The organism is Comamonas sp. CAH-2 (assembly GCF_009668305.1).
Taxonomy (GTDB): domain Bacteria; phylum Pseudomonadota; class Gammaproteobacteria; order Burkholderiales; family Burkholderiaceae_C; genus Comamonas; species Comamonas aquatica.
The window spans coordinates 65,418-90,988 of record NZ_VSWF01000006.1 but is presented as its reverse complement, the minus strand read 5'-3'; the positions used below and the strand labels follow the sequence as shown (position 1 = coordinate 90,988).

General features: G+C 65.6%; 20 protein-coding genes and 2 tRNA genes. 9 read left to right on the top strand and 13 right to left on the bottom strand.

Features of this window, described 5'->3' with window-relative positions:
- The first annotated feature begins 113 nt into the window (after window positions 1-113).
- The 6 genes from FYM52_RS06255 (at window position 114) to FYM52_RS06230 (ending at window position 8,280) form a co-directional block, all read left to right on the top strand.
- The gene (locus tag FYM52_RS06255; protein WP_154163472.1) at window positions 114-437 is read left to right on the top strand and encodes a diguanylate cyclase domain-containing protein; all 324 of its coding nucleotides are present in this window, start codon (window positions 114-116) and stop codon (window positions 435-437) included.
- A 132-nt stretch (window positions 438-569) separates the two neighbouring features.
- Window positions 570-1,751 (top strand): alpha-hydroxy acid oxidase, encoded by a 1,182-nt coding sequence (locus FYM52_RS06250; protein ID WP_162524663.1) that lies wholly within the window; start codon window positions 570-572, stop codon window positions 1,749-1,751.
- Between the two features lie 221 nt (window positions 1,752-1,972).
- Window positions 1,973-2,905 carry a DMT family transporter gene (locus FYM52_RS06245; RefSeq protein WP_154163471.1) on the top strand — a complete coding sequence of 311 codons (933 nt, stop codon included), beginning with the start codon at window positions 1,973-1,975 and terminating at the stop codon, window positions 2,903-2,905.
- A gap of 63 nt (window positions 2,906-2,968) precedes the next feature.
- Window positions 2,969-4,171 carry a DNA polymerase IV gene (dinB, locus tag FYM52_RS06240; protein WP_154163497.1) on the top strand — a complete coding sequence of 401 codons (1,203 nt, stop codon included), beginning with the start codon at window positions 2,969-2,971 and terminating at the stop codon, window positions 4,169-4,171.
- 180 nt (window positions 4,172-4,351) lie between these two features.
- Window positions 4,352-5,911, top strand: coding sequence for a PAS domain-containing methyl-accepting chemotaxis protein (locus FYM52_RS06235; RefSeq protein WP_162524662.1), 1,560 nt, complete (start codon window positions 4,352-4,354; stop codon window positions 5,909-5,911).
- A 110-nt stretch (window positions 5,912-6,021) separates the two neighbouring features.
- Entirely contained in the window at window positions 6,022-8,280 is a 2,259-nt protein-coding gene (locus FYM52_RS06230; protein WP_238826144.1) for a hypothetical protein, read from the top strand.
- A 70-nt stretch (window positions 8,281-8,350) separates the two neighbouring features.
- Here FYM52_RS06230 and FYM52_RS06225 read toward each other — a convergent pair whose 3' ends face one another.
- The 8 genes from FYM52_RS06225 to FYM52_RS06190 form a co-directional block, all read right to left on the bottom strand.
- On the bottom strand, window positions 8,351-9,100 hold the full coding sequence (locus FYM52_RS06225; RefSeq protein WP_154163468.1) for a hypothetical protein: 750 nt from the start codon (window positions 9,098-9,100) through the stop codon (window positions 8,351-8,353).
- 197 nt (window positions 9,101-9,297) lie between these two features.
- Window positions 9,298-10,383, bottom strand: coding sequence for a ribonucleotide-diphosphate reductase subunit beta (locus FYM52_RS06220; RefSeq protein WP_154163467.1), 1,086 nt, complete (start codon window positions 10,381-10,383; stop codon window positions 9,298-9,300).
- Between the two features lie 123 nt (window positions 10,384-10,506).
- Entirely contained in the window at window positions 10,507-13,422 is a 2,916-nt protein-coding gene (locus FYM52_RS06215; RefSeq protein WP_154163466.1) for a ribonucleoside-diphosphate reductase subunit alpha, read from the bottom strand.
- A gap of 518 nt (window positions 13,423-13,940) precedes the next feature.
- Window positions 13,941-14,540, bottom strand: coding sequence for a 1,6-anhydro-N-acetylmuramyl-L-alanine amidase AmpD (gene ampD, locus FYM52_RS06210; protein ID WP_154163465.1), 600 nt, complete (start codon window positions 14,538-14,540; stop codon window positions 13,941-13,943).
- On the bottom strand, window positions 14,524-15,990 hold the full coding sequence (locus tag FYM52_RS06205) for a sigma-54 dependent transcriptional regulator (protein WP_045267718.1): 1,467 nt from the start codon (window positions 15,988-15,990) through the stop codon (window positions 14,524-14,526). The genes ampD and FYM52_RS06205 overlap by 17 nt, the downstream gene beginning before the upstream one ends.
- 8 nt (window positions 15,991-15,998) lie before the next feature.
- The gene (locus tag FYM52_RS06200) at window positions 15,999-17,738 is read right to left on the bottom strand and encodes an MFS domain-containing histidine kinase (RefSeq protein ID WP_238826143.1); all 1,740 of its coding nucleotides are present in this window, start codon (window positions 17,736-17,738) and stop codon (window positions 15,999-16,001) included.
- Window positions 17,739-17,759: 21 nt separating this feature from the next.
- Entirely contained in the window at window positions 17,760-17,993 is a 234-nt protein-coding gene (locus FYM52_RS06195) for a PP0621 family protein (protein ID WP_154163464.1), read from the bottom strand.
- Window positions 17,990-18,805, bottom strand: a complete 816-nt coding sequence (locus FYM52_RS06190; RefSeq protein WP_154163463.1) for an inner membrane protein YpjD — start codon at window positions 18,803-18,805, stop codon at window positions 17,990-17,992. Before FYM52_RS06190 ends, FYM52_RS06195 begins: the two co-directional genes overlap by 4 nt.
- Window positions 18,806-19,092: 287 nt before the next feature.
- Between FYM52_RS06190 and ffh the strand changes: the two genes are divergently transcribed.
- The 3 genes from ffh (at window position 19,093) to FYM52_RS06175 (ending at window position 21,846) form a co-directional block, all read left to right on the top strand.
- Complete coding sequence (gene ffh, locus FYM52_RS06185) at window positions 19,093-20,484, top strand: signal recognition particle protein (protein WP_154163462.1); 1,392 nt, start codon at window positions 19,093-19,095, stop codon at window positions 20,482-20,484.
- Between the two features lie 294 nt (window positions 20,485-20,778).
- Window positions 20,779-21,342, top strand: coding sequence for a C40 family peptidase (locus FYM52_RS06180; RefSeq protein WP_238826142.1), 564 nt, complete (start codon window positions 20,779-20,781; stop codon window positions 21,340-21,342).
- 84 nt (window positions 21,343-21,426) lie between these two features.
- Window positions 21,427-21,846 (top strand): hypothetical protein, encoded by a 420-nt coding sequence (locus FYM52_RS06175; protein ID WP_154163460.1) that lies wholly within the window; start codon window positions 21,427-21,429, stop codon window positions 21,844-21,846.
- Between the two features lie 63 nt (window positions 21,847-21,909).
- Here the strand turns inward: FYM52_RS06175 and FYM52_RS06170 are convergent.
- From FYM52_RS06170 to FYM52_RS06150, 5 genes are all read right to left on the bottom strand, one after another.
- A tRNA-Met gene (locus FYM52_RS06170) sits at window positions 21,910-21,986 on the bottom strand.
- 6 nt (window positions 21,987-21,992) lie between these two features.
- Window positions 21,993-22,069, bottom strand: a tRNA-Met gene (locus tag FYM52_RS06165).
- Between the two features lie 28 nt (window positions 22,070-22,097).
- A complete protein-coding gene (locus FYM52_RS06160) occupies window positions 22,098-22,877 on the bottom strand; it encodes an enoyl-CoA hydratase (RefSeq protein ID WP_045266227.1) in 780 nt (259 codons plus the stop codon).
- A 65-nt stretch (window positions 22,878-22,942) separates the two neighbouring features.
- The gene (locus tag FYM52_RS06155; RefSeq protein ID WP_154163459.1) at window positions 22,943-24,706 is read right to left on the bottom strand and encodes a M61 family metallopeptidase; all 1,764 of its coding nucleotides are present in this window, start codon (window positions 24,704-24,706) and stop codon (window positions 22,943-22,945) included.
- Between the two features lie 90 nt (window positions 24,707-24,796).
- Window positions 24,797-25,510: a DsbC family protein gene (locus FYM52_RS06150; protein WP_042415235.1), complete on the bottom strand. Its 714-nt coding sequence runs from the start codon at window positions 25,508-25,510 to the stop codon at window positions 24,797-24,799.
- Between the last annotated feature and the right edge of the window lie 61 nt (window positions 25,511-25,571).

Here is a 25,571-nt window from a genome sequence, read left to right as displayed (position 1 = left end):
TTCGTGGTTTACCCTTGTTTTTTGTTGATTGGTCATACCAATCGGTGTGCAAGTTCAACGCTTATCCACACGTAGGGAGTGCGATTGCATAAGCCCGCTTTGGCACCCCATCGATGGCTTTCGGTAATGCAGCGTTTAAAAAATGCAGCACAGGCATTGCGCTGCATCTAAGTGTCAAGTCCCGGATGATTGGCTGCTTAAAAACAAGCGCCCTTTGCTCCATGGTCGAGAAGGTGCTGCACGCCAGCGGTGGTGTGGCGCTGTACCCCGACCATGCCCTGCAGTGGGATGCGCTGCTGCACTGTGCCGATACGGCGATGTACGCGTCCAAGCAGGCCGGGCGCCACCAGATTCGCTTGTACCAGGTCCACGCAGAGGCTGCGTTGCTGGCGCGGGCGGAAGTCGCCGCACAGGGGGTCGTCGGCCCCAAGGCGTAAGCCACACTTTTCGCCATCTTGCTTGCGCACGGTGTGCATGCCCAGGCTGGGTGGTGGCAGGGCTTGGAGTGCATGACGACGCACTACGATATGCGCCATGACTGCAATGACTGAATGAAGAAGGGCTGACCTGTGGCTGACCTGTCCAAAATAACCTGTATTGAAAACCTGCGCGTGATCGCCAAGCGCCGCGTGCCGCGCATGTTCTATGACTATGCCGATTCGGGCTCGTACACCCAGGGCACTTACCGTGCCAACGAGGCAGAGTTCCAGAAGATCAAGCTGCGCCAGCGCGTGGCGGTGAACATGGAAGGGCGCAGCACGCGCACCACCATGGTCGGCCAGGATGTGGCCATGCCGGTGGCGATCGCGCCCACGGGCCTGACGGGCATGCAGCACGCGGATGGCGAGATCCTGGCGGCCAAGGCGGCCAAGGCCTTCGGCATCCCCTTCACGCTGTCGACCATGAGCATTTGTTCGCTGGAAGACATTGCCACCCACACCGACCGCCATCCCTTCTGGTTCCAGCTGTACGTGATGCGCGACCGCGGCTTCATGGAGCGCCTGATCGACCGCGCCAAGGCGGCCAACTGCTCGGCGCTGCAATTGACGCTGGACCTGCAGATCCTGGGCCAGCGCCACAAGGACATCAAGAACGGCCTGTCGACCCCGCCCAAGCCCACGCTGGCCAACCTGATCAACCTGGCCACCAAGCCCCGCTGGTGCCTGGGCATGCTGGGCACGCGGCGGCGCAGCTTCGGCAACATCGTCGGCCATGTGGACGGCGTGGGCGACATGTCCTCGCTGTCGTCGTGGACGGCCGACCAGTTTGACCCGCGCCTGAACTGGGGCGACGTGGAGTGGATCAAAAAGCGCTGGGGCGGCAAGCTCATCCTCAAGGGCATCATGGATGTGGAAGACGCCCGCCTGGCCGCGCAAAGCGGTGCGGACGCGCTGATCGTCAGCAACCACGGCGGCCGCCAGCTGGATGGCGCGCCGTCGTCCATCGAGGCCCTGCCCGCGATTGCACAGGCCGTGGGCAAGGACATCGAAGTGTGGATGGACGGCGGCATCCGCAGCGGCCAGGACGTGCTCAAGGCGCGCGCGCTGGGCGCCCAGGGCACCCTGATCGGGCGCAGCTTCCTGTACGGCCTGGGGGCCTTTGGCCAGGACGGCGTGACCCGCGCGCTGCAGATCATCCAGAAGGAGCTGGACACCACCATGGCCTTCTGTGGCCACACCAACATCAACAACGTGGGCACCGACATCCTGCTGCCCGGCACCTACCCCCAGCCCTGGCACGACCGCGGCTGAGCCGTGCGCCGGTACCTGCCGCGCAGCGTGGCAGGTGGGTGGGCGTATTGAAAAAACAGAGCGGCTGGCGCTCGTGCAGACTGGACTTCAATGTCAAAAGCATCTGAAACCAAGGTTTGACAGGCGTCAGCCGCTTCTTTTTTATCTGTCGTTGCTGGCTGTGCCCGCCGTCGCCAATCGGCGCGAGACGCCCTGGCCCGCGCGCCGTATGCTGCCAGCCCATGTCTGAATCGCTTGTTTCCTGGATGTGGCTGTGGGTGCCCATCACCCTGTTTGCGGCCCTGGCCCAGACCGTGCGCAACACGGCCCAGCGCAGCCTGACCCAGCAGCTGGGCACGCTGCCCGCCACGCTGGTGCGCTTTCTGTACGGTCTGCCGTTTGCCGCTGTGTTCCTGTTGCTGCTGTACGTATTGCCGACGCAGCCTCCGGCGCTGCCGCACTTCAGCGCCGCCTACCTGGGCTGGATCACGCTGGGCGCGGTGTTCCAGGTGGCGGCCACGGCGGCGCTGCTGCTGGCCATGAAGGAACGCAATTTCGCCGTGGCGGTCACGCTGTCCAAGACCGAGATCCTGCAGGTCGCCCTGTTCGGGGCCGTGTTCCTGCACGAGTTGCCCACGGCCCTGGCACTGGCGGCCATGGTGATTGCCACCGTCGGTGTGCTGCTGCTGTCGCTGCCGCCGCGCGGGCAACTGCTGTCGCTGCAGGCCTGGTTCAGCAAGTCGGCGCTGTACGGCCTGGCTTGCGGCGCGTGCTTTGCGATTGCGGTCATCGGCTTTCGCGGCGGTGCGCTGGCGCTGCAGGCGCAGACGCCGTGGCTGTCGGGGGCCTGGGGCGTGCTGGTGGCCCAGACCCTGCAAAGCATCGTGCTGGGGGCCTGGGTGGCCTTCAAGACGCCGCAGGGCATCCGGCCTATCTTCCGAGCCTGGCGCATCTCGCTGCTGGCCGGCTCCATGGGGGCGGCGGCCTCGCTGGCCTGGTTCACCGCCTATGCCATGCAAAGTGCGGCGGCGGTGCGCACCCTGGGCATGGTGGAGGTGGTCTTCAGCTACCTGGTGTCGCGCCGCATGCTCAGCGAGCAGTTCAACCGCACCGAGCTGCTGGGCATGGCGCTGATGGTGCTGGGCCTGGTGCTGATCTGCCTGCAAGGGGTCTGAAACTCTGGCGACAATAGGGCGGTGAGCCCTGCCGACCTGCCCCGCCGTATCGCCCATCTGGACATGGACGCCTTCTTTGCGTCCGTGGAACTGCTGCGCTACCCGCAGCTGCAGGGCCTGCCGGTGGTGATCGGTGGCGGGCGCCACACGCCCGAGCATGAACAGGCCCTGCTGGACCGCTGGGGCACGCTGGCGGCCATCCCTGTCGAGGCTTTTCCGCGCCTGGGCGGCTATGTGGGGCGCGGCGTGATCACCACGGCCACCTACCCGGCGCGGCAGTTCGGCGTGGGCTCGGCCATGGGCATGATGAAGGCCGCACGCCTGTGCCCGCAGGCCATCCTGCTGCCCATCGACTTCGCGCGCTACCGCCAGTTCTCGCGCGCCTTCAAGCAGGTCATCCTTTCGATGGCGCCGCTGATGGAGGACCGCGGTGTGGACGAGGTCTACATCGACTTCACTGAGGTCCCCGGCGGCCAGGACGAGGGTGGGCGCGTGCTGGCCGCGCGCATCCAGGCCGCCATCCGCGCCGAGACGGGCTTGACCTGCTCAGTGGGGGTGGCCCCCAACAAGCTGCTGGCCAAGATGGCCAGCGAATTCGAAAAACCCCAGGGCATTTCCATCGTCCAGCCGCAGGACCTGGCCACGCGCATCTGGCCCTTGCCGTGCCGCAAGATCAATGGCATCGGTCCCAAAGCCGGTGCCCGGCTGGAGCAACTGGGCATCCAGCGGATTGGCGAGCTGGCCGCCTGCAGCCTGCCCTGGCTGGTGCAGCATTTCGGCAAATCGTATGGGGCCTGGCTGCATGCGGTGTCGCACGGGCTGGACGATCGCCCGGTGGTCACGCACAGCGAGCCGGTCAGCATGAGCCGTGAAACCACCTTCGAGCGCGACCTGCATGTGCGCGAGGACAAGGCGGAGTTGGGCGCCATCTTCACGCGCCTGTGCGAACGCGTGGCCGAGGACCTGCAGCGCAAGGGCTATGCCGGCCGCACGGTGGGCGTGAAGCTGCGCTACGCCAACTTCAAGAGCGTGACGCGCGAGGTGACGGTGGAGCACTACACCCAGGATGCCGCCACGATCCGCCGCATTGCCGGGCAGTGCCTCAAGCGCGTGCCACTGGCCCAGAGCATTCGCTTGCTGGGGGTGCGCGTGGGCAGCCTGGTGCACTGGGATGCCCAGACGCACCAGGCCGATGGACCACCGTTGCCTGGTGCGCGCCGTCCCCCCGGGGGCAGCGCCGATCCGCTGTCGCTGCCGCTGTTTTAGCCCGCGCCGATGGTGTCCGTGAGGGTGTGCACTGGTTTGGTGCTTAAAAACATGGCAATTGTGAGCAACTGCAACCTGGCTGTGCGATGATGTGAGGTTTTCTTGCGCGCGGCCGTGGTTTGCTTATGGCAAATCAATGTGCACGGGCGCAGGTTGTGTCAGCTAGTTTGGAGAGACAGCGTGCGAGCGAATTTCCCCGTTACCCAAAACAATTACGACTTTCCGGGCGATGAACTGCTGGTATCGGTGACCAATACCAAGGGCGAGATCACGCACTGCAACCCGGCGTTTGTGCGTGTGAGTGGCTATGTGTATGAGGAGCTCATTGGGCAGCCACACAACCTGATCCGCCACCCGGACATGCCCGAGGGGGCGTTCAAGGACATGTGGCGCACGATCGGCAACGGCTACCCCTGGACGGGGATCGTGAAGAACCGCCGCAAGAACGGCGACCACTACTGGGTGCGCGCCAACGTCACACCCATCATGGAAGGGGGCCGGCCCCAGGGCTATCTGTCGGTGCGCACCAAGCCGGCGGTCCAGGACATCCAGGCGGCCGAGGCGCTGTATGCGCAGATGAACCAGGAAGCCCAGGCAGGTGCCGAAACCATGCGCCTGCGTGCCGGGGAAGTACGCCGTCTGGGCTGGCGCGGCCTGTGGGCGCAGCGCAGCGATGTCGGCCTGCTGGCGCGCATGGTGCTGATGCTGGCCACCGTGGCGGCACTGACCCTGCTGCCCGATGTGCTGGGCTGGCAGGGCGTGGCGGCCTGGGGCACGCGCCTGGCGGTGCTGCTGTTGGGCGGTGCCTGGGTGGCCTGGCGTTTCGAGTCGCGCTGTGTGCGCGGCATCGAGCAGGCCAGTGCCTGGGCGGCCCAGATGGCCAGCTGCAACCTGTCGAGTACCTGCAGCCACAACTACACCGGCAGCGTGGGCACCCTGATGGCCCGCCTGCAACAGATCCAGATCAATCTGCATGCGGTGGTCGGTGACGTGCTGACGGAGGTCCAGGGCTTCAACGACATGTCCAAGGAGATGGCGCACGCCAGCCTGGACCTGGCCAAGCGCACGGAGTCGCAATCGTCCAGCCTGCAGCAGACGGCCGCGTCGATGGAAGAGATCGCCGGCACGGTGCTGCAAACGGCCGAGACCGCCCAGCAAATGGAGCAGGAAAGCAACCAGAGCAAGACCGTCGTGGGGCGCAGCGGACAGGCCATCCAGGATGTTGGCGGGGCCATGGAGCGTATCCGCGCATCGTCGACCCGCATGAGCGAAATCATCAGTGTGATCGAAAGCATCGCCTTCCAGACCAATCTGCTGGCCTTGAACGCGGCCGTGGAAGCGGCCCGTGCCGGCGAGCAGGGCCGTGGCTTTGCCGTGGTGGCGGGCGAAGTGCGCGCCCTGGCCCAGCGCAGTGCCTCGGCGGCCAAGGAAATCAGCGTGCTGATCCACCAGACCGTGGATGGCATCAACGACGGCAATGCGCGCATGCAGGCGGCCGGCAAAACGATTGACGGCATGGTCGAGGCTGTGGAACGCGTCAGCCACCTGGTGCGTGAAATCAGCCTGGCCACGCGCGAGCAATCGCAGGGCATTGCCCAGGTCAACGAAGCCGTGGCCAACCTGGATTCCATGACCCAGCAGAACGCCGCCCTGGTAGAACAGTCCACGGGTTCTGCGGAACAGCTGAACACGAACGCCCAGCGTTTGCAGCGCTCGGTCTCGTTCTTCAAACTGACGTGAGCATGACTGTCACCGACAAGCAGCCCCAGGGCTGCTTTTTTTATGCCGGTTTGTGTAACAACTTAGACGCTGAAACCGGTGAGCTTGGTTAGCATGCAGGGATGCAAGTTTTGTTCATTATTTTGGCAATACTGGCGTTGCTGCTGTGGTGGGTGCGAAGCCGGGGCCCGCGCCAGCCTGCACCGCAGCGAGCCAAGCCATTGCCCGCAGCCGCCGTGGCCATGGAGCCCGAGCCGCCACCTCCGCCGGACAGCGATGTGAAGTTCCGCATGCGCGGCGAGCGTGGCATGGGCGGGCCCATCTACGGGGATGTGCTGTGCAGCGATGGGGTGTACTTGCCTTATGTCTGGGAGTCGGACTTTCACACTTCATTCGATGGCCGCTGGATTCGGACTGGCTCGTATGGGGATTCCACACCACGCCTGCTGGACCGCAAGAACCGCTGCAGCTGGCTGATGAGCGTGGCCGAAGCCAGCCTGGTGGACGATTTGCATTGGCGCCTGCCGCGCTGGAACGGTGAAAGCCAGGGGGGCAACGGCGTGGCCGCCGAAGGCCGCCATGTGCTCAGTGACGGCATCTTCGAGGCCTGGCTGGCCAAGCACGTCAGCGGTAAGGCACAAGCCTTGGTCGGGGTGTGCGACCTGTGGATCCCTGCTGATTGTGTGCCGGTGCAGGCACAGGCCATCCCGCCCGCGATCGCACAGCAAGACAACGCCGTGGTCCAGGTGGCCGTGGAGCGCCACTGGCCAATCTCCTTGCGGGTGCTGGACGACCCGCTGGAGCCTTTGCTCCATCCGCAGTGGCAACTGCAGATCAATGGCGAGCCCCAGCAGTGGACGATTGACAGCCAGAGCCCGTTTGTCTGGCGCCCGGATGGCCAAGCCTTCGCCAGCTATGGTTACCCGGTCACGGACAGCGCGCACAAGCCCAAGATGCGCCTGGGGGTGTGGAGCCTGGCGCTGGGCCGGCAACAATGGTCCTACTGGATGCCGGAGGACCGCAAGCCCTGGACGGTCAACCTGCACCTGCCGCAGGAAGCTGCGGGCTATCCCGCGCTGAGCTGGGAGGGCGAGGAACTGCTGCAGTGTGTGGAGATGGACACCCCGCAGCTGGAACGCCTGCACGATGGCCGCAGCATCGCCTGCGTGGTGGGAGACGCGGTGCAGGGACGGGTGCAGCACCGGCCTGACGGACGCCCGCTGGTCAAGCCCTTGCCGGTGCGGTTGTTCCGCTGGCGCCGGGATCTGCACAACCCCTTGCACTGGGAGGCGCAGAGCCTGCCGGTGGCGGGCCAGTCCCTGAGCTGGAGCCTGGTGCACGAGGCCAAGGACGAGCCCGGTGCGACCCCGGCGTATGCCGTGCAGTGGGGCGAGCACCAGCTGCCCGGCTTGTGGGAACTGGAACATCTGGTGGTCGATGGCCAGTGGGCGCTGCTGTGCCCCTGGGGGCCATCACCACTGCAAGGGGCCAAGCCGGTGCCCTGGGTCTGGGACGGCAAGCAACTGAATGCGATCGAGATGCACTGGCCGGTGTTGCGCATGCGCCCACACCTGCAGCGGGGGAGGGCGCAGTTGCTGGTGCTGGTGGGCTGTGGTCCGGACAACAGCAACCATGCCAGCAGCGGCTTGTGGCGCTGGCCGCTGCAGGTGGCCGATGAGGTCAACCTGGCCAAGCCCGGCTGGACCCCGGCGTACGAATGGCGGGAAGTGGGCGTGAACGCGCAAGGCGTGTGGAAGCTGCTGCCGCGCTGGCGCGAGGTGCGCCAGATCCAGCACCCCTGCGCCGATGGCGACTATGTCTGGCGCCTGCCGGCCTCACACGATGCGGCATGGTGGTGGGGGGGGCTGACCAACCACATGAACAACGAGTGGGCGCCGGAAGCCGCGCGCTGCGAAGGCGTGCTGGTCACGCAGTCGGGGGCCGTGCTGTGCGGTGTGGGCCCCAGCGTCTGCCCGCACTATGCGGGTGACGGCTGGCTGGTGCTGGAATGGCTGGCGCGCGGGCAGCAGAACGAGCCCCACCACTGGAAGCTGCATTGGCTGCGCCCGCACAAGCACGAAGTCTGGACGCTGGAGCTGCGGGCCTTCACCCCGGTGGTGCAAGGCTGGGATACGCAGCAGGGCGTGCAGTGGATGGACGAGGGCCTGCCGGTAGCCGAGGCTGCCACGCAGGAGTCTGCTGCACCTGCGCCAGAGATCCAGTACAACGTGATTGCCCCCATGCGCTGGGAGTCCGCGCAGCTCGATGTGCTCAAGCAAAGCGCGGCAGGTTTGTGGATTCGCAAGCAGGATGCGGTGTATGCCGATGCGATCGTGCTGCGCGATGACTGGCCCTGGGTACGGGCGCCGGCCGCTGTGCGCACGGCATAAAAAAACCGGCTTCGAGGAGCCGGTTTTTTTATGGTGCCTGCAGCAAGCAGGCGCTGCAGGGCAGGAAGCTTTAAGGCTTGTTGCCGGTCGGGAAGGGCCAGGCAGCCTGGGGTGCCAGCACGGTCTTGGCCACAGGTGCTGTGGTCTCCGTGGCAGGCGCAGCGGCCTTCTTGGCAGCAGGTGCAGCGGCCTTCTTGGCAGCAGGTGCCGCAGCCTTCTTGGCAGCAGGAGCAGCGGCCTTCTTGGCAGCAGGAGCAGCGGCCTTCTTGGCAGCAGGAGCAGCGGCCTTCTTGGCAGCAGGAGCAGCGGCCTTCTTGGCAGCAGGTGCCGCGGCCTTCTTGGCAGCAGGAGCCGCGGCCTTCTTGGCAGCAGGAGCCGCGGCCTTCTTGGCAGCAGGAGCGGCGGCCTTCTTGGCAGCAGGAGCGGCGGCCTTCTTGGCAGCAGGAGCAGCGGCCTTCTTGGCAGCAGGAGCGGCGGCCTTCTTGGCAGCAGGAGCGGCGGCCTTCTTGGCAGCAGGAGCGGCGGCCTTCTTGGCAGCAGGAGCAGCGGCCTTCTTGGCAGCAGGAGCTGCAGCCTTCTTGGCAGCAGGAGCTGCAGCCTTCTTGGCAGCAGGAGCTGCAGCCTTCTTGGCAGCAGGAGCCGCGGCCTTCTTGGCAGCAGGAGCCGCGGCCTTCTTGGCAGCAGGAGCGGCGGCCTTCTTGGCAGCAGGTGCCGCAGCCTTCTTGGCAGGTGCGGCAGCCTTGGTTACGGCCTTCTTGGGCGCTTCGGTCTTGGTTGCGGTGGTGGCCTTTTTCTCAGCCGGTTTTTTTGCAGTTGCCATCGTTTTCTCCTTCATCAATTTGCACACAGCATTTGCGTGATCGCTTGGAAAAAGAGCGACTCACCAGCCATTGCGACGTGGAGTGTTTCGCCGCATGGACACACAAACGCCCCATGCCATCACCTGTAGAAATAATTGTGATGGCATGGGGCGCATTATGAATTCCCTTGCGTGAGTTTGCGAGGCTTTATCGCGTCTTAATCCCAAGAAAGTGCGCCACCGGTTTGGTATTCGATCACGCGTGTCTCAAAGAAGTTACGTTCCTTCTTCAGATCGATCATTTCGCTCATCCAGGGGAACGGATTTTCTTCGCCGGGGAACAGCTCTTCGAGGCCGATTTGCGTGGCGCGGCGGTTGGCGATGTAGCGCAGGTAGCCCTTGAACATCGAGGCGTTCATGCCCAGCACACCGCGCGGCATGGTGTCCTCGGCATAGGCATATTCCAGGTCCACGGCCTTGCGGAACAGGGCGTTGATTTCTTCCTTGAATTCGGCCGTCCACAGGTGTGGATTTTCGAGCTTCAGCTGGTTGATCAAATCGATGCCGAAGTTGCAGTGCATGGACTCGTCGCGCAGGATGTACTGGTACTGCTCGGCCGCGCCGACCATCTTGTTCTGGCGGCCCAGGGCCAGGATCTGCGTGAAGCCGACGTAGAAGAACAGGCCCTCCATCAGGCAGGCAAAAACGATCAGCGACTTCAGCAGGGTCTGGTCGGTTTCAGGGGTGCCGGTGTGGAAGTGGGGGTCCATGATCGCTTCGATGAAGGGGATCAGGAACTCGTCCTTGTGGCGGATCGACGGGATCTCGTTGTAGGCGTTGAAGATCTCGCTCTCGTCCAGGCCGATCGACTCCACGATGTACTGGTAGGCATGCGTGTGGATGGCTTCCTCGAAGGCCTGGCGCAGCAGGAACTGGCGGCACTCGGGCGCCGTGATATGGCGGTAAGTCCCTAGGACGATGTTGTTGGCAGCCAACGAGTCGGCCGTGGTGAAGAAGCCCAGGTTGCGCTTGACGATGCGGCGCTCGTCGTCGGTCAGGCCGTTCGGGTCCTTCCACAGCGCGATGTCGCGCGTCATGTTCACCTCCTGCGGCATCCAGTGGTTGGCGCAGGTGGCAAGGTATTTCTCCCAGGCCCATTTGTACTTGAAGGGCACCAGCTGGTTGACGTCGGTCTTGGCGTTGATGATGCGCTTGTCGGCGGCATTCACACGCTGGTGCGTGCTGGCCGATGCGGTGTGGCTGGGGTGGGTGGTGGACGAAATCTCGTCATCAAAAGTCAGCATGTCGTACTCCCTGCAATCTGCAAAAAAGTGAGCTGGCTGCGCAGTGCAGACAAAGGTTTCAAGCGATGATGCTTGAAAGACTTTGTGGTCTGCGCGCTGGCTGCTATGAAATCAATGGGTGCCTTACTGGCAGGCCTCGCAGCCCGGGTCGTCGATGGCGCAGAACTTGACGTCCGTGGCCGGAGCCCCGGTGCTGGCCCGTGCGGCGGCGGCGGCGCGGTCCAGGGCACTGGAGGTCTCGACCGCGGCGGGGGAGACAGCGTTCAGCGCGCGGCTCTGGATGGTTGACTTCTCGGCCGCCGTGGCGCTGGTGGTGCGCAGGTAGTAGGTGGTCTTCAAACCGCGCAGCCAGGCCAGCATGTAGGTGTCGTGCAGCTTCTTGCCCGAGGCACCGGCCATGTAGATGTTCAGGCTCTGGGCCTGGTCGATCCACTTCTGGCGGCGTGCAGCGGCTTCCACCAGCCAAGTGGGCTCCACCTCGAAGGCCGTGGCGTACAGCTGCTTGAGGTCCTGCGGCACGCGGTCGATGGCGCGCAGCGAGCCGTCGAAGTGCTTCAGGTCCATGACCATCACGCTGTCCCACAGGCCCAGCTGCTTCAGATCACGCACCAGGTACTGGTTGATGATGGTGAACTCGCCCGACAGGTTGGACTTCACCGACAGGTTGCCGAACGAAGGCTCGATCGAGGCATCGACGCCGACGATGTTGGAGATGGTGGCCGTGGGCGCAATCGCCACGCAGTTGCTGTTGCGCATGCCATCCTGGGCGATCTTGGCGCGCAGCGCCTCCCAGTCCAGGCGGGTGCTGCGGTCCACATCGACGTAGCCGCCGCGCGCCTGCTCCAGCAGGTTCAGCGAGTCCAGCGGCAGGATGCCCTTGGACCACAGCGAACCCTGGTAGCTGGAGTAGGTGCCGCGTTCCTTGGCCAGCTCGGTCGAGGCCCAGTAGGCGTAGTAGCAGATGGCTTCCATGGACGCATCGGCGAACTCCACCGCTGCGTCGCTGGCATACGGCGTGCGCATGGCGTACAGCGCATCCTGGAAGCCCATCAGGCCCAGGCCCACGGGGCGGTGGCGCAGGTTGGAGTCGCGCGCCTTGTCCACGGCGTAGTAGTTGATGTCGATCACGTTGTCCAGCATGCGCATCGCCGTGCGCACGGTCTTGCGCAGCTTGTCGTGATCCAGCTGGCCATCGCGAATGTGCTGGGCCAGGTTGACCGAGCCCAGGTTGCACACAGCGGTCTCGGTCGCGCTGGTGTTCAGCGTGATTTCGGTGCACAGGTTGGACGAGTGCACCACGCCCACGTGCTGCTGGGGCGAGCGGATGTTGCAAGGGTCCTTGAACGTGATCCAGGGGTGGCCAGTCTCGAACAGCATGGACAGCATCTTGCGCCACAGGTCCACGGCGGGCACGCGCTTGAAGAGCTTGAGCTCGCCCGCATCGGCCTGGGCTTCATAGGCGGTGTACGCCTTGGTAAAGGCCTGGCCATACAGGTCGTGCAGGTCGGGCACGTCGGAAGGGCTGAACAGCGTCCACTGGCCTTTTTCCATCACGCGCTGCATGAACAGGTCGGGGATCCAGTTGGCGGTGTTCATGTCGTGTGTGCGGCGGCGGTCGTCGCCGGTGTTTTTGCGCAGCTCCAGAAACTCCTCGATGTCCAGGTGCCAGGTTTCCAGGTAGGCGCAGACGGCGCCCTTGCGCTTGCCGCCCTGGTTCACAGCGACGGCCGTGTCGTTGACCACCTTCAGGAAGGGCACCACGCCCTGCGATTCGCCGTTCGTGCCCTTGATGCGGGCGCCCAGGGCGCGCACGGGGGTCCAGTCGTTGCCCAGGCCGCCGGCAAACTTGGACAGCAGGGCGTTTTCCTTGATGGCGTCGTAGATGCCGCCCAGGTCATCGGCGACGGTGGTCAGGTAGCAGCTGGACAGCTGCGAGCGCTGCGTGCCGCTGTTGAACAGCGTGGGCGTGGACGACATGAAGTCGAAAGAGCTCAGCAGCTCATAGAACTCGATGGCGCGGGCGTTGCGGTCGTCCTCGTTCAGTGCCAGGCCCATGGCCACGCGCATGAAGAAGGACTGGGGCAGCTCGATGCGGGTCTTGCGCACGTGCAGGAAGTAGCGGTCGTACAGGGTCTGCAGGCCCAGGTAGTCGAACTGCTGGTCGCGCTCGGCCTTCAGGGCCTTGCCCAGGCGCGGCAGGTCGAACTTCAGCAGCTCGGGGTTCAGCAGCTCGTGTTCCACGCCCTTGGCGATGAAGGCGGGGAAATCCTCGGCGTAGGCCGCGTCCATGTCGGCGGGCTGCACGTCGCGGCCCAGCACCTCGCGCACGATGGTGTGCAGCAGCAGGCGGGCGGTGACGTAGGTGTAGTCGGGGTCGCGCTCGATCAGCGTGCGGGCGGCCAGGATGGCGGCCTTGTAGACCTCGGCCAGGGGCACACCGTCGTACAGGTTGCGCAGGGTCTCGGCCACGATGGGCGCGGGGCTGATGTCGGCGTTCAGGTCGTGGCAGGCGGCCGTGATCAGCGCCTCCAGGCGGGCCTGGTCCAGCGGGATGCGCTGGCCGTGGTCGGTCACGTGCAGGCTGGGCTTGGGCGCGGCGGCGGCGGCTGCAGCGTCTTCGGCGGCCTTTTTCTTGGCGGCGGCACGCTCCTGGTTGCGGGCTTCGCGGTACAGCACGTAGGCACGGGCCACGTCCTGGTGGCCACCGCGCATCAGGGCCAGTTCCACGTGGTCCTGCACGTCCTCGATGTGGAAGGTGCCGCCCTCGGGGCGCGAGCGCAGCAGCGCGCGCACGACGCCGTTGGTCAGCGCTTCGACGGTTTCACGGATGCTGACCGAGGCGGCGCCCTGGGGGCCGCGCACGGCCAGGAAGGCCTTGGTCAAGGCGATGGCAATCTTCTGCGGCGCGAAGGGCACGACGTCGCCGCTGCGGCGAATGATCTGGTATTGGTCCAGGACCGCCGGAACGCTGCTGGCCCCGGGCGTGGGGGCGCCGTGCGTTGCAAGGTCGGTGTGGGAGCTGTTCATAGCGTGCTGCATGAGGGCCTCTGGAGGATGGAAGGGGGCGTGCGGTGCGCCGGAATAGGGAGGTGCTGCACAAAAAATGTGCGCTACCTGTAGCGTCATGTGATTTCAATGACACTAGGGGTAGTGTATTTCGCCAGCGTGACGAAATCTGCGTTGTGGGCTGGCAGCACCTGGGTGTGGCCCGTGTTGACAGGCGCGCGGCCGGCGGGTGCCGTGGCCCCGCGCCCGCAAAGCCAGGCTGCATGCGGCTTGCCGGCCCATGGCCCGCAAGCAGGCCTTGTTGCGTCAGGGGTGAAAAGTTGTAAGAATTTGTTTATAACCCATGGCCAAAGAAGGTCTTGGGGCGCTAGGTATGGGTTCTGATGGGGTGATTTGCACTAAATCTAGTGTTTGTGACGCGGATCAGCACCGGCCTTGCCGCAGCGGCGCTGGCGCCGGGGTGCTGTCTGAAAGAGGAGCGGGTCGCGCAGCAGGGCATGCGGTTTTCAATGCTTTGGGCATTGAAACCCTTGTTGGATCTGCGCAAGCAGCTATGCCTTTTGAATCGCTGCCGGGTAATCCACGCCCAGTTGCGGCAGGGCGGCCTGCAGGCGCGGCCAGTCGAAGCCGGGGCCGGGGTCCTGCTTGCGCCCGGGGGCAATGTGCTCGTGGCCAGCGATGTGGCGGATGGGGTGCTGGTCCGCCAGCGCCTGGCACAGCTGGGCCAGGGCGTGGTACTGGGTGGGCTCGAAGGTCTGGCCTTCCAGGCCTTCCAGTTCGATGCCGATGGAGAAGTCGTTGCAATTGCGGCGCTCGCCCCATTGCGACTGGCCGGCGTGCCAGGCGCGGTCCTCGGTGCTGACAAACTGCCACAGCGTGCCGTCACGCTCGATGAAGAAATGGGCCGACACCTCCAGCCCGCGGATGCCCTGGAAGTAGGGGTGGGCCTCCCAGTCCAGCTGGTTGGTGAACAGCTGCTGCACGCAGCCCGTGCCGTACTGCCCGGGCGGCAGGCTGATGGAATGCACCACCACCAGGTCCACGGCCATGCCCGCAGGGCGGGGGCCGAAGTTGGGGGAAGGCAGGTGCCGCGCGGTGCTCAGCCAGCCTTGTTGCCAGCGGGGGGAATGGGGGTCAGTGCAGCGCGTCATGCAGCGGATTGTCGCTGACCGCCAGCGGCTCTTCCGGGCACACGGGGATGTTCAGGCGTTCAATCCGGTAGCGCATCTGCCGCAGGCTGATGCCCAGGCGCGCGGCCGCGGCCGTGCGGTTGTAGCCGCAGGCGTGCAGCGCGCGGGTCAGGATGTGGCGCTCCTGCTGGTCCAGCCAGGCCTGCAGGTCGTGCGGCAGTTCGTCTGGCGCCACCAGCAGGCTGGGTGCACTGCGTTCTTCGGCGCAAGGGCTGTCGGTGGGCACGCCGTCCATCGCCAGCTCCTCGCCCAGCGCCAGGGCCCGGTGCAGCAGGTTTTCCAGCTCGCGCACATTGCCCAGCAGCGGCAGGCCCTGCAGTTGCTCCATCAACTGGGGCGAGAGCATCGCCGGCTGGGCGCCCTCGCCGGCAATGCGCTGCAGCAAGGCGCGGCACAGGGCCGGCAGGTCCTCCCGGCGTTCGCGCAGCGGGGGCAGGGGAATGTCGATGACGTTGAGGCGGTAGTACAGGTCCTGGCGGAATTCACCGCTTTGCACGGCCGCCGCCAAATCGCGGTGGGTGGCACTGACGATGCGCACATCGACCGGTTCTTCCTGGGTGGTGCCCAGCGCGCGCACGCTGCGCTCCTGGATGGCGCGCAGCAGCTTGGCCTGCATGGACAGCGGCAGCTCGCCAATCTCGTCCAGAAACAGGGTGCCGCCGCGGGCCGCAGCAAAGAAGCCGGTGCGGTCGGCCGTGGCACCGGTGTAGGCACCTTTGCGCGCGCCGAAGAACTCGGCTTCCAGCAGGTGCTCGGGGATGGCGCCGCAGTTCACCGCCACCCAGGGCGCCTGGGCGCGGTGGCTGCAGGCGTGCAGCGCGCGGGCCACCAGTTCCTTGCCGGTGCCGGACTCCCCGGTGATGAGCACCGGGGCCATGCTTTGCGCCACTTTCTGGATGCGCTGCTTGACCTGGCGCATGGCCTGCGATTCGCCCACCAGGCGCTCCAGCGCCGTCGAGGCACTGAGGATGTCGACGGTCTTGCTGTGGGCGACGGCCGCCAGTCCGGACGCCGGACTGCCCGGCTTGGGCACGCTGCCTTCGCCCTGTACGGCCGAGGCGACCACGGTGCGGAACTGCTTGAGGTCCACGGGCTTGGTCAGGTAATCGAAGGCGCCGCAGCGCAGGGCCTCCACCGCGTTCTCGGCCGAGCCGTAGGCGGTCATGACGATGGTGCGCTCGCGGCGGCGCTGGTCGCGCAGCTCGCGCAGCAGCTCCATGCCGCTGCCATCGGGCAGGCGCATGTCGGTGATCAGCACGTCAAAGCGGCACAGCTGCAACTGCGCGCGGGCCTCGGCCAGGGTGCCGGCCGTTTCGACACGGTAGCCCTCGCGCAGCAGTGTGAGCTCATACAGCGTGCGCAGATCGGGTTCGTCGTCAACGACAAGGATGGTGGCGAAGGAAGTGACCATGGCGGCGATCAAACCACAATTGGATCGAACAGGGAAGCCGTGTCCGGCTGGCGCTGCTGTCCGCGAAAGTGCACGGTGAAGGCATTGCCCGGCTGTGGGCCGCGCGCCGTGGGGCGCTCGGCGCGGGCATAGCTGATGCTGCCGCCGTGGCGCTGGCACAGCTCGCGGCAGATGTAGAGGCCCAGTCCGGTGGAGCGGCTTTGCGAGGAGAAGAAGGGCTCGAACAGGTGTTTCTCGACCGAGGCCTCCACCGGCGGGCCTTCGCTCCAGACCTGCATCCAGAAGGGCTCGCCCTGGCCGCCGCCAGTGTGCAGCTGCAGGCCATCGGCCAGCAGGCTGGCGCGGTGACGCGCCGCATTGTCCAGCAGGTTGATGGCCACGCGGCGCAGGTGTTCGCTGTCGAACGCGATCTGCGCCTGGCCGCAACCGGGTGCGAACACCCCCTGGCGCTGGGGGGCGTCCTGCTGCTGCCATTCGTGCCAGATGGTGGACAGCTCCGCGTCCAGGGTCAGGGTGCGCGAGTCGGCATGCTGGATCTGCTGTTGCACACGGGCGATGTCCAGCACGTCTTCGGCAATCCGCGCCAGGCGCTGGGCGTTCTGTTCCACCATGTGGCTCAGGCGCTGCTGGGCAGGCTGGTCCAGGTCCTCGGCCAGCAGGGCATTGGCCTGCAGGATGGCGGCCAGGGGATTGCGGATCTCATGGGCCACGGCGGCGGACATGCGGCCCATGGCGGCCATTTTTTCGGTGCGTATGCGCGCCTCGACCAGCCGCAGGTCGTTCAGGAAGATCACGCACAGCCACAGATGGGGGGCCAGCAGGCTTTCCCCTGCGCCATCGTGCTCGGCCTCTGCCGCCAGCACCTCCGGCTCCAGGCTGGTGGTCAGCCAGGTGCGCACATACAGGCCCACCGGGCGCTCCCCTTCGGCCAGCAGGTGCACGTGCTGGCTCTGGGCCTGGCCGCTGGCATAGGTGTGGGCGACCATGTCGCGCAGCGGTTGCCACAGCGCCATGTCGTGCAGGTTGTGCAGGGCCAGTGGCGGAGGCAGCCCCAGCAGCTCGCAGGCCGCCGGATTGGCCAGTCGCACCTGCTGCTCGGCATCGACCACCAGCACGCCCTCGCTCAGGTTGGCAATGATCAGGCTGTTGACCTGGGCATGCGTGCGGGCCGCCTGGCGGCTTTGGCGGGCCTGGCGTTCCTGGTAGGCCAGGCGCAGTGACAGCTGGCGTGTCAGATAGGCCACGGCAAAAAAACCCGCGCAGACCAGGGCGGTCTGCATGTAGCCGTCGCTGCTGAAGTTGCCGCCCTGCCAGGCGCTGAGGATGTTGGCGCCCAGCAGCAGCAAGGTGATGCTGGCGGTCGTGGCCAGGGCCATGCGCATGGGCCCCAGCACGGACACCGTGAGGATGGGCAGTGCCAGCAGCGGCGTGTAATACATCCTGCCGGTCTGCATTTCCTGCAGCAGGCAGATGGTCACGATGTCGGCCACCAGCAGCAACAGCCAGGGCCAGCGCCAGTGGGCAGCCGGTGGCTTGTGGTGCAGCAGCACCCAGCCGACCAGGGCCACGACCAGATAACCCGTGGACAGCGCCCAGGACCAGGGCATGCTGGGCGGCATGCCGGTCGAGGTCCAGGTCTGCATCGCCAGCAGGGCGATCAGCAGCGTGGCCACCAGCACCCGGGCCGACAGGAAGGCCTGCCAGAGCCGGCGCGCACTTTGCAGCGGAAGGGTGTGGGGGCTGGCCAAGGGATGCCTGGCAGGTGGGGGCTAGCGCGGGCCGAGGTGGCGGTGCTCGGTGCTGCAGTAATGCAGGCTGCGGTCCGGACCGACCAGCGCATCGCTGGCGGGCAGGTGCAGTCCGCAGTGCGCACAGGTGACCATGTCTTCCGTGGCGTGGTGGTGCTTGGGGCGGGCAGGGGGCGGCGCAGCCGCTTTGCGGCGGTTATTGCGCCAGATGCCAATCGCGATGATCAGCACCACGGCAACCAGAAGGTATTTCATGATCCATGCCCCAGCATGACGACTTCCAAAACAAAACGCGAGCCGGCATAGGCCAGCAGCAGCAAGGCGGCACCTGCGTAGATCAGGTGCACGGCGTGGCGACCGCGCCAGCCAAAGCGTGAACGGCCCACCAGCAGCAGGGCGAACGCCATCCAGGCCAGCAGGGAGAAGATGGTCTTGTGGTCCCACACCCAGGCACGGCCGTAGAGGGATTCGCCAAACAGCAGGCCGGCCAGCAGCGTGGCGCTCAGCAGCACAAAGCCGGCCGCGACAAAGCGGAAGGTCAGGCGCTCCAGCATCAGCAGCGGCATGCCGCTTTCGTCGTTGCTGGCGCTGCGCATGCGGCGCTCGGCGCGCGACATCAGTCCGGCGTGGACCACGGCGGCCGCGGACAGCCCGTACGAGGCAATCCCCAGCGCCAGGTGCAGGGGCAGCCAGGCCGAAGCATGGACCGCCATCGGCTTGCCGGGAAAGATCTGGGCCAGCAGCACGGCCAGGGCGCCCAGCACGGACAGCACCCCGACGGCGCGCAGCTTGGGGTAGAGCTGCTGCTCGATGGCGTACACGGTCAGCATCAGCCAGGCGGTCATGGACAGTGCCGGCGCGAAGCCAAAGCGCGTCGGCGAGGTCATCAGGCCGGCGGCCACGGTCAGCAAATGCAGCACCCAGGCGGCACGCATGGCCAGGCGCGTGGGGCCGTCGGCCAGGCGGCGCGCGCCCAGTGCCGGCACCAGGTAGGCGGCAATCGCCGCCGCGGCCAAGGCCATGACCCAGGGGGGGCTGGCAGTGAAAAAGTGGGTGGATGACTCCATGCCCGCAATCATAGCGGCCCGTTTTGCCGGCGGGAGCCGCCGCAGCAGGCCATTCTTGCGCCGTGTCAGTGCTTGCTGCGGCCGTGGCTGGTAGGCCCTGCCCGGGCGGTGGCCAGCCCAGGGCAGGTCCCGTGGTCAACGGGTAGAATGGAGCCCTCATTTGTACAGGGCTGCCCGCGGCGGGCGGCACAGGCTGGCTGCCAGCGCACCGCCCCCTGCCCAAGGCGCCAGGCCCCGTTGGCCCAGCCGCATGCGGCGCTGCTTTCTCTCTTCGGACATTCCTGCTTATGGCATCCGCACTCACCGACAAACTCTCGCGCCTCGTCAAGGAAATGCGTGGCCAGGCCCGCATCACCGAATCCAATGTGCAAGACATGCTGCGCGAAGTGCGCATGGCCTTGCTGGAGGCGGACGTGGCCTTGCCCGTGGTGCGCGACTTCATTGCCCGCGTCAAGGACAAGGCCCTGGGCCAGGAGGTGCTGGGCAGCCTGAAGCCTGGGCAGGCGCTGGTCGGCATCGTGAATGCCGAGCTGGCCGCCACCATGGGCGAAGGCGTGGCCGACATCAACCTGAACGCCCAGCCACCCGCCATCATCCTGATGGCCGGTCTGCAGGGTGCGGGCAAGACCACCACCACCGCCAAGCTGGCCAAGCACCTGGTCGAAAAGCGCAAGAAGAAGGTGCTGACCGTGTCGGGCGACGTGTACCGCCCCGCGGCCATCGAGCAGCTCAAGACCGTGACTGCCCAGGCCGGCGCCGAGTGGTTCCCCTCGACCCCCGACCAGAAGCCCCACGACATCGCCGTGGCGGCCTTGGACTACGCCAAGAAGCATTACTTCGACGTGCTGCTGGTCGACACGGCCGGCCGCCTGGCCATCGACGAGCTGTTGATGGCCGAAATCAAGGACCTGCACGCCACCCTGAATCCGGTGGAAACCCTGTTCGTGGTCGATGCCATGCAGGGCCAGGACGCGATCAACACCGCCAAGGCCTTCAAGGAAGCGCTGCCGCTGACCGGCATCGTGCTGACCAAGCTGGACGGTGACTCGCGCGGCGGTGCGGCGCTGTCGGTGCGCCAGATCACCGGTGCGCCCATCAAGTTTGCCGGTGTGTCCGAAAAGATCGACGGCCTGGAGGTGTTCGACGCCCAGCGCCACGCCCAGCGTGTGCTGGGCATGGGCGACATCGTGGCCCTGGTCGAGCAGGTCACCAAGGGCGTGGACATGGATGCCGCGCAGAAGATGGCCGAGAAGCTGAAAAGCGGCGACGGCTTCGACCTCAACGACTTCCTGGCGCAGCTGCAGCAGATGAAGCAGATGGGCGGCCTGTCGCAGCTGATGGACAAGCTGCCCTCGGAGCTGACGGCCAAGGCCGGTCAGGTCGACATGGACAAGGCCGAGCGCGAAATCAAGCGCAAGGAAGGCATCATCTGCTCAATGACGCTCAAGGAGCGCAAGCACCCGGCCCTGATCAAGGCCACGCGCAAGAAGCGCATTGCCGACGGCGCGGGCGTGCAGGTGCAGGATGTGAACCGCCTGCTCAAGGAATTCGAGCAGATGCAGACCATGATGAAGAAGATGAAGGGCGGCGGCCTGATGAAGATGATGAAACGCATGGGCGGCATGAAGGCCATGAAAGGCATGATGGGCGGTGGCGGCATGCCCAAGCTGCCGTTCTGATTGCCTCGGTCTCGCGCGACCTCCGAGCCGCATCGCCTCCGGGCCATGCGGCTTTTTGCTGTCTGTGGTGTGCCGCAATGGACAGAGAGTCAGGCACTGCGGGGTCAGCATCGCATTGCGGGCTTGCAGTGATGGGTCGTCCGGTGTTTCTGGGCCTTACCGTCTTGGAAAATGAGAGCTGTCAACGCACTGGATCCAAGGCTTCCCAGGCTAAAACGATCGGCAACGCTTGCAGGATCTGCGCAGATAGCTCTGCTTTTTACTTTTGTCGGCAACTTGCCCATAATGCGCGGCATGCAAGCATGGCCTTTTTCTCCTTCGCCGCGCCTGAGCACGCGCCGCACCTGGCTGCTGGCGGGCACGGCCGCGGTGCTGGCCGGGTGCTCCAGTGCCCCCGTGCCACCTCCGGCGGACCGGCGCACGGCCGCGGGCACGCGCAGCGGTGGTGCAGCCAGTGGCGACGCCCTGCAATTGCAGGCAGAGCTGCGCGAGGCCCTGCTGGCGCGCACCATGCTGGTGGTGAATACGCCCTACACCTATGGCGGTAACTCACCGGAAGGCGGCTTCGACTGCAGTGGCCTGATTCAGTGGGCCGTGCAGGGCATTCATACCGGCCGTCTGCCGCGCACCACCTCGCAGTGGGCACAGTCCAGCGCGCCGGTGCGTGAGTGCGGTCTGCAGCGTGGCGACTTTGTGTTCTTCAACACCCTGGGTGGTCCGTACTCCCACATGGGTATTTTTGTGGGCAACGGCCAGTTCGTGCACGCCCCGTCCAAGGGCGGCACCGTCCAGCGCGTGCGCATGGACAACCCCTACTTCGCCAAGCGCTTCACCGAAGCACGCAGCATTTTTGCCTGAGTGCGTGCGCCCGATTTGGGGCGTTGCCTGACAGACAGTCGCGTCGATTGCGGTGATCCTCGGTCCTCCAAGGAGGAATTCGCCATGTCCATGACCCGAGAACTGCGCTTGCACGCCACCGCTGCCGCCGCAGTCACGGCCCTGGCCCTGCTGGCCGGGTGCGACCAGTCCGGCCCCCAGATGCGGGCCGATACTTTCCCCATGGGACAGGCGGCACGGTTTGACCAGCCGCCCCCCGACAAGCCCTTGTTCGGCTCCAGCGACTACTTGCGCGCGCACGATGTGCTGCCGCCCGCCAAGGCCGATATCCGGGAGCCCTTGCCGCCCGCCGTTCCCTTGCCGGCGATGGCGGCGGCACAGCCGGTGGTGCAGCCCCAGGCCAGCACGGCCGAGCCCGGTGCGCAGCAAGGCGGCGTGACGCCAGCGGCCGGCATGGCGGCGGGCATCACCAATGCCCAGGGCGATGGCGAAAAGCACAAGCTCGATGGCGATACCGTGAAATAGCGGCGGCCCGGTGGGAACAAACAAAAACCCCGCAGCGTTTGCACACTGCGGGGTTTTGAATTTTGGTGGTCGTAGTGGGACTTGAACCTACGACATCAGCATTATGAATGCTGCGCTCTAACCAACTGAGCTATACGACCGAACTCTGGTGGTCGTAGTGGGACTTGAACCTACGACATCAGCATTATGAATGCTGCGCTCTAACCAACTGAGCTATACGACCAAGAGAACGCGATTATATATCAAGTTTTTCAGAGGTTGGCGAAGTTCGCCGGACGCTTGTTCACGAAGGCGTCCATGCCTTCCTTTTGGTCCTGGGTGGCGAACAGTGCGTGGAACAGGCGGCGCTCGAACATCACGCCATCGTTCAGGCTGCCTTCGAAGGCACGGTTGACCGATTCCTTGGCGGCCATGACGGCAATCTGCGAGAAGCCGCTGATGATGAGGGCTGCGCCCAGGGCTTCGTCCATCAGCTTGTCGAAAGGCACGATGCGGCTGACCAGGCCGGCGCGCTCGGCCTCGGTGGCGTCCATCATGCGGGCGGTCAGGGCCATGTCCATGGCCTTGGACTTGCCCACGGCGCGTGGCAGACGCTGTGTGCCACCGGCGCCGGGGATCACGCCCAGCTTGATCTCGGGCTGGCCGAACTTGGCGTTGTCGGCGGCAATGATGAAGTCGCACATCATCGCCAGCTCGCAGCCACCCCCCAGGGCAAAGCCGCTGACGGCCGCGATCACCGGCTTGCGGATGCTGCGGATGGTTTCCCAGTTGCGCGTGATGTAGTCGCCCTTGTAGGCATCGGCAAAGCTGTACTTGGCCATGGCGCCGATGTCGGCTCCTGCGGCAAAGGCGCGCTCGCTGCCGGTGATGATCATGCAGCCGATGCGCTCGTCGGCATCGAAGGCCTGCAGGGCCTGGCCCAGCTCGTTCATGAGCTGGTCGTTCAGGGCATTCAGCTGTTTGGGGCGGTTGAGGGTGATGATGCCCACTTTGTCCGCTTCGACGCGGACCTCGATCATTTCGTATGCCAAGGTTTATCTCCTGATAGTCATGTGTGTGGCACACACGACTATACCCAAGCCTGCAGTCGCAGCCTTCAGTGGCCCAGCCAGCGCTCCACGGCCGCGGCATCCGTGATGCTGAGCTTGTAGTTGGCAATCGCCGTGGTGGTGACCGGGGGCAGCTGCAATGGCAGGCGCAGCAACTGGCGGTCGCGGGCCACCAGGGCCGTGATCTGCGTGGTGCCGCGGGCCACGTACAGATCCAGTTCCTCCAGTTTGGCCAGGCGCCAGGCCTGGGGGCCGTTGGCGGTGGCGAGTTCGATGCCATACCACTCGTCGCCCGCCATCATGCCGGCCTGCTCGGCCAGCCCGCCGCGCAGGACCTGCTTGAGCAGCACGCTGTGCGTTTCCTGCACGCGCAGGCCCAGGGCCTGCGCCGGTGCGGGCTTGTCGGCGTCGGGCTGGATTCCGTGCGCCGCCAGCAGGCTGGGCAGGGGCAGGTCTTCGGTGCCGTGCACCCAGGCCTGCAGCTCGGCCTGCCAGCTGCGGCCGGTGCGCTCCTGCAGCACGGCCAGCACATCGGCTTCGGTCATGGCGCCACCCCGGCAGCGCAGCCACAGGGCGCGCATGATGTCATCCAGGGTGGTGCTGCCTTCTTGGCGCAGCTTCAGGTCCAGGCACATGGCCACCAGGGCGCCCTTGGTGTAGTAACTGACCGTGGCGTTGGCCGTGTTCTCGTCCTGGCGGTAGTACTTCACCCAGGCGTCGAAGCTGGAGGCGGCCACGCTTTGCACCTGGCGGCCCGGTGTCTGCTGCACCTGGTTCAGGGTCTTGGTGATCAGCTTGAGGTAGGTGGCGGTGTCGATCAGGCCAGCGCGGCGCAGCAGCAGGTCGTCGTAGTAGCTGGTGAAACCTTCGAAGAACCACAGCAACTGGGTGTAGTTTTCCTGGTCGTAGTCGTACGGCACCAGTTCGGCCGGGCGCAGGCGCTTGACGTTCCAGGTGTGGAAGTATTCATGGCTGATCAGCCCCAGCAGCTGCACATAGCCGTCGCTGGCTTTGTCCACGCCGATGCGTGGCAGGTCGGGGCGGCTGCAGATCAGGGCGGTGGAGTTGCAGTGTTCCAGGCCGCCATAGCCGTCGTGTGTCACATTCAGCATGAACACATAGCTGGCATGCGGGGCCGTGCCCCAGAAGGCAATTTCGGCCTCGCAAATCTTCTGGGTGTCGGCCAGCAGGCGCTCGCCATCGAAAGACGCCGGGGCTCCCGCCACGACAAAGCGGTGGGGCACGCCGCCGGCGTTGAAGTGGCCGCTCCAGAAAGTCCCCATCTCGACGGGACAGTCCACCAGCTCGTCGTAGTTGGCGGCCGCGTAGGTGCCAAAGCCTTGCTCGTCCACCGCCACAGCGGTCATGCCGGTGGCCAGTTGCCAGTGTGGCACCTCGGGCGAGGCTTGTACCTGCAGGCGGTGTGTCAGGGCTTCCTGGCCGTGCACGCGCAGTAGCAGGCTGGTGCCGTTGAAGAAACCACGGCGCGCATCCAGCCAGGCGGTGCGTACCGAGGTATCGTAGGCGCTGATGTCGTACTCCAGTTCCAGCGGGGCACCGGCCTCGCAGTCCACCTCCCACTGGTGCTTGCTGAGCTGGTGCACGTCCACGGGCTCCTCGCTCTGGCGTGCGCGCAGCTGCTGCAGGTTCTTGGCGAATTCACGCACCAGGTAGCTGCCGGGAATCCAGACCGGCAGCGACACCCGCTGGCGGGCGCTGGGCTGCGCAATTGTGAGGGTGACGCGGAACAGGTGGGCATGCAGGTCATGCAACTGGACGCGGTAGTGAACGGGGGCGGTGGTGTGGGGCATGTCGGTGACCGGGCAGTCCAACGGCATGCATGGGCGGTCATGCCGCAGGGATGCAGCAGGCGCCAGAGCGCCCGCTGCTGGAGGAGGGGCTTATTTCTTGTGGGCGGTGGCGAGGTATTTTTCCACCTCGCTGGCAGGGATGGCGCCGGGCACGCGGGTGTTGTCGGCAAAGATCAGCGTGGGGGTGCCGGTGATCTTGTGCTTGCGGCCCAGGGCCAGGTTGCGCTGGATGGCATCGATGTCGCAGCTGGCCGCGGCCGGGGTCTTGTCCTTGAGCATCAGGTCGTGCCAGGCCTTCTCGCTGCTTTTGGCGCACCAGATGTTGCGCGACTTCTCGGCCGAGTCGCGGCTGAGGATGGGGTAGAGGAACAGGTGGACGGTCACGTTGTCCACGCTCTGCAGGTCGCGCTCGAAGCGCTTGCAGTAGCCGCAGTTGGGGTCTTCGAACACGGCCAGTTGGCGCTCACCGTTGCCACGCACGATCTTGATGGCGTCGGCCAGTGGCAGCTTCTTGAAGTCGATCGCCGTGAGCTGGTTGATGCGGTCTTCCGTCAGGTTGCGCTGGGCCCGGGTGTCGATCAGCTCGCCCTGGATCAGGTAGTCGCCACTGGCGTTGGAGTAGAAGATGTCCGTGCCGATGCGCACCTCGTACAGCCCTTTCATCGGGGTGGGCTTGATCTCATCCACCTGCTGCAGCTGCGGAATGCGCTCGGCCAGGGTCTTGGCGATTTGGTCTTGTGGCTGGGCGGCAATCGCGCAGCCCCAGGCCGCAGTGGCCAGCAGTGCAGTGGCAAACAGTTTCATGGCAACGGTTCCAAGAAAAGATAAAAACTAAGGGGTTAGGGCGCCGGCGGCGCAAAAGGTT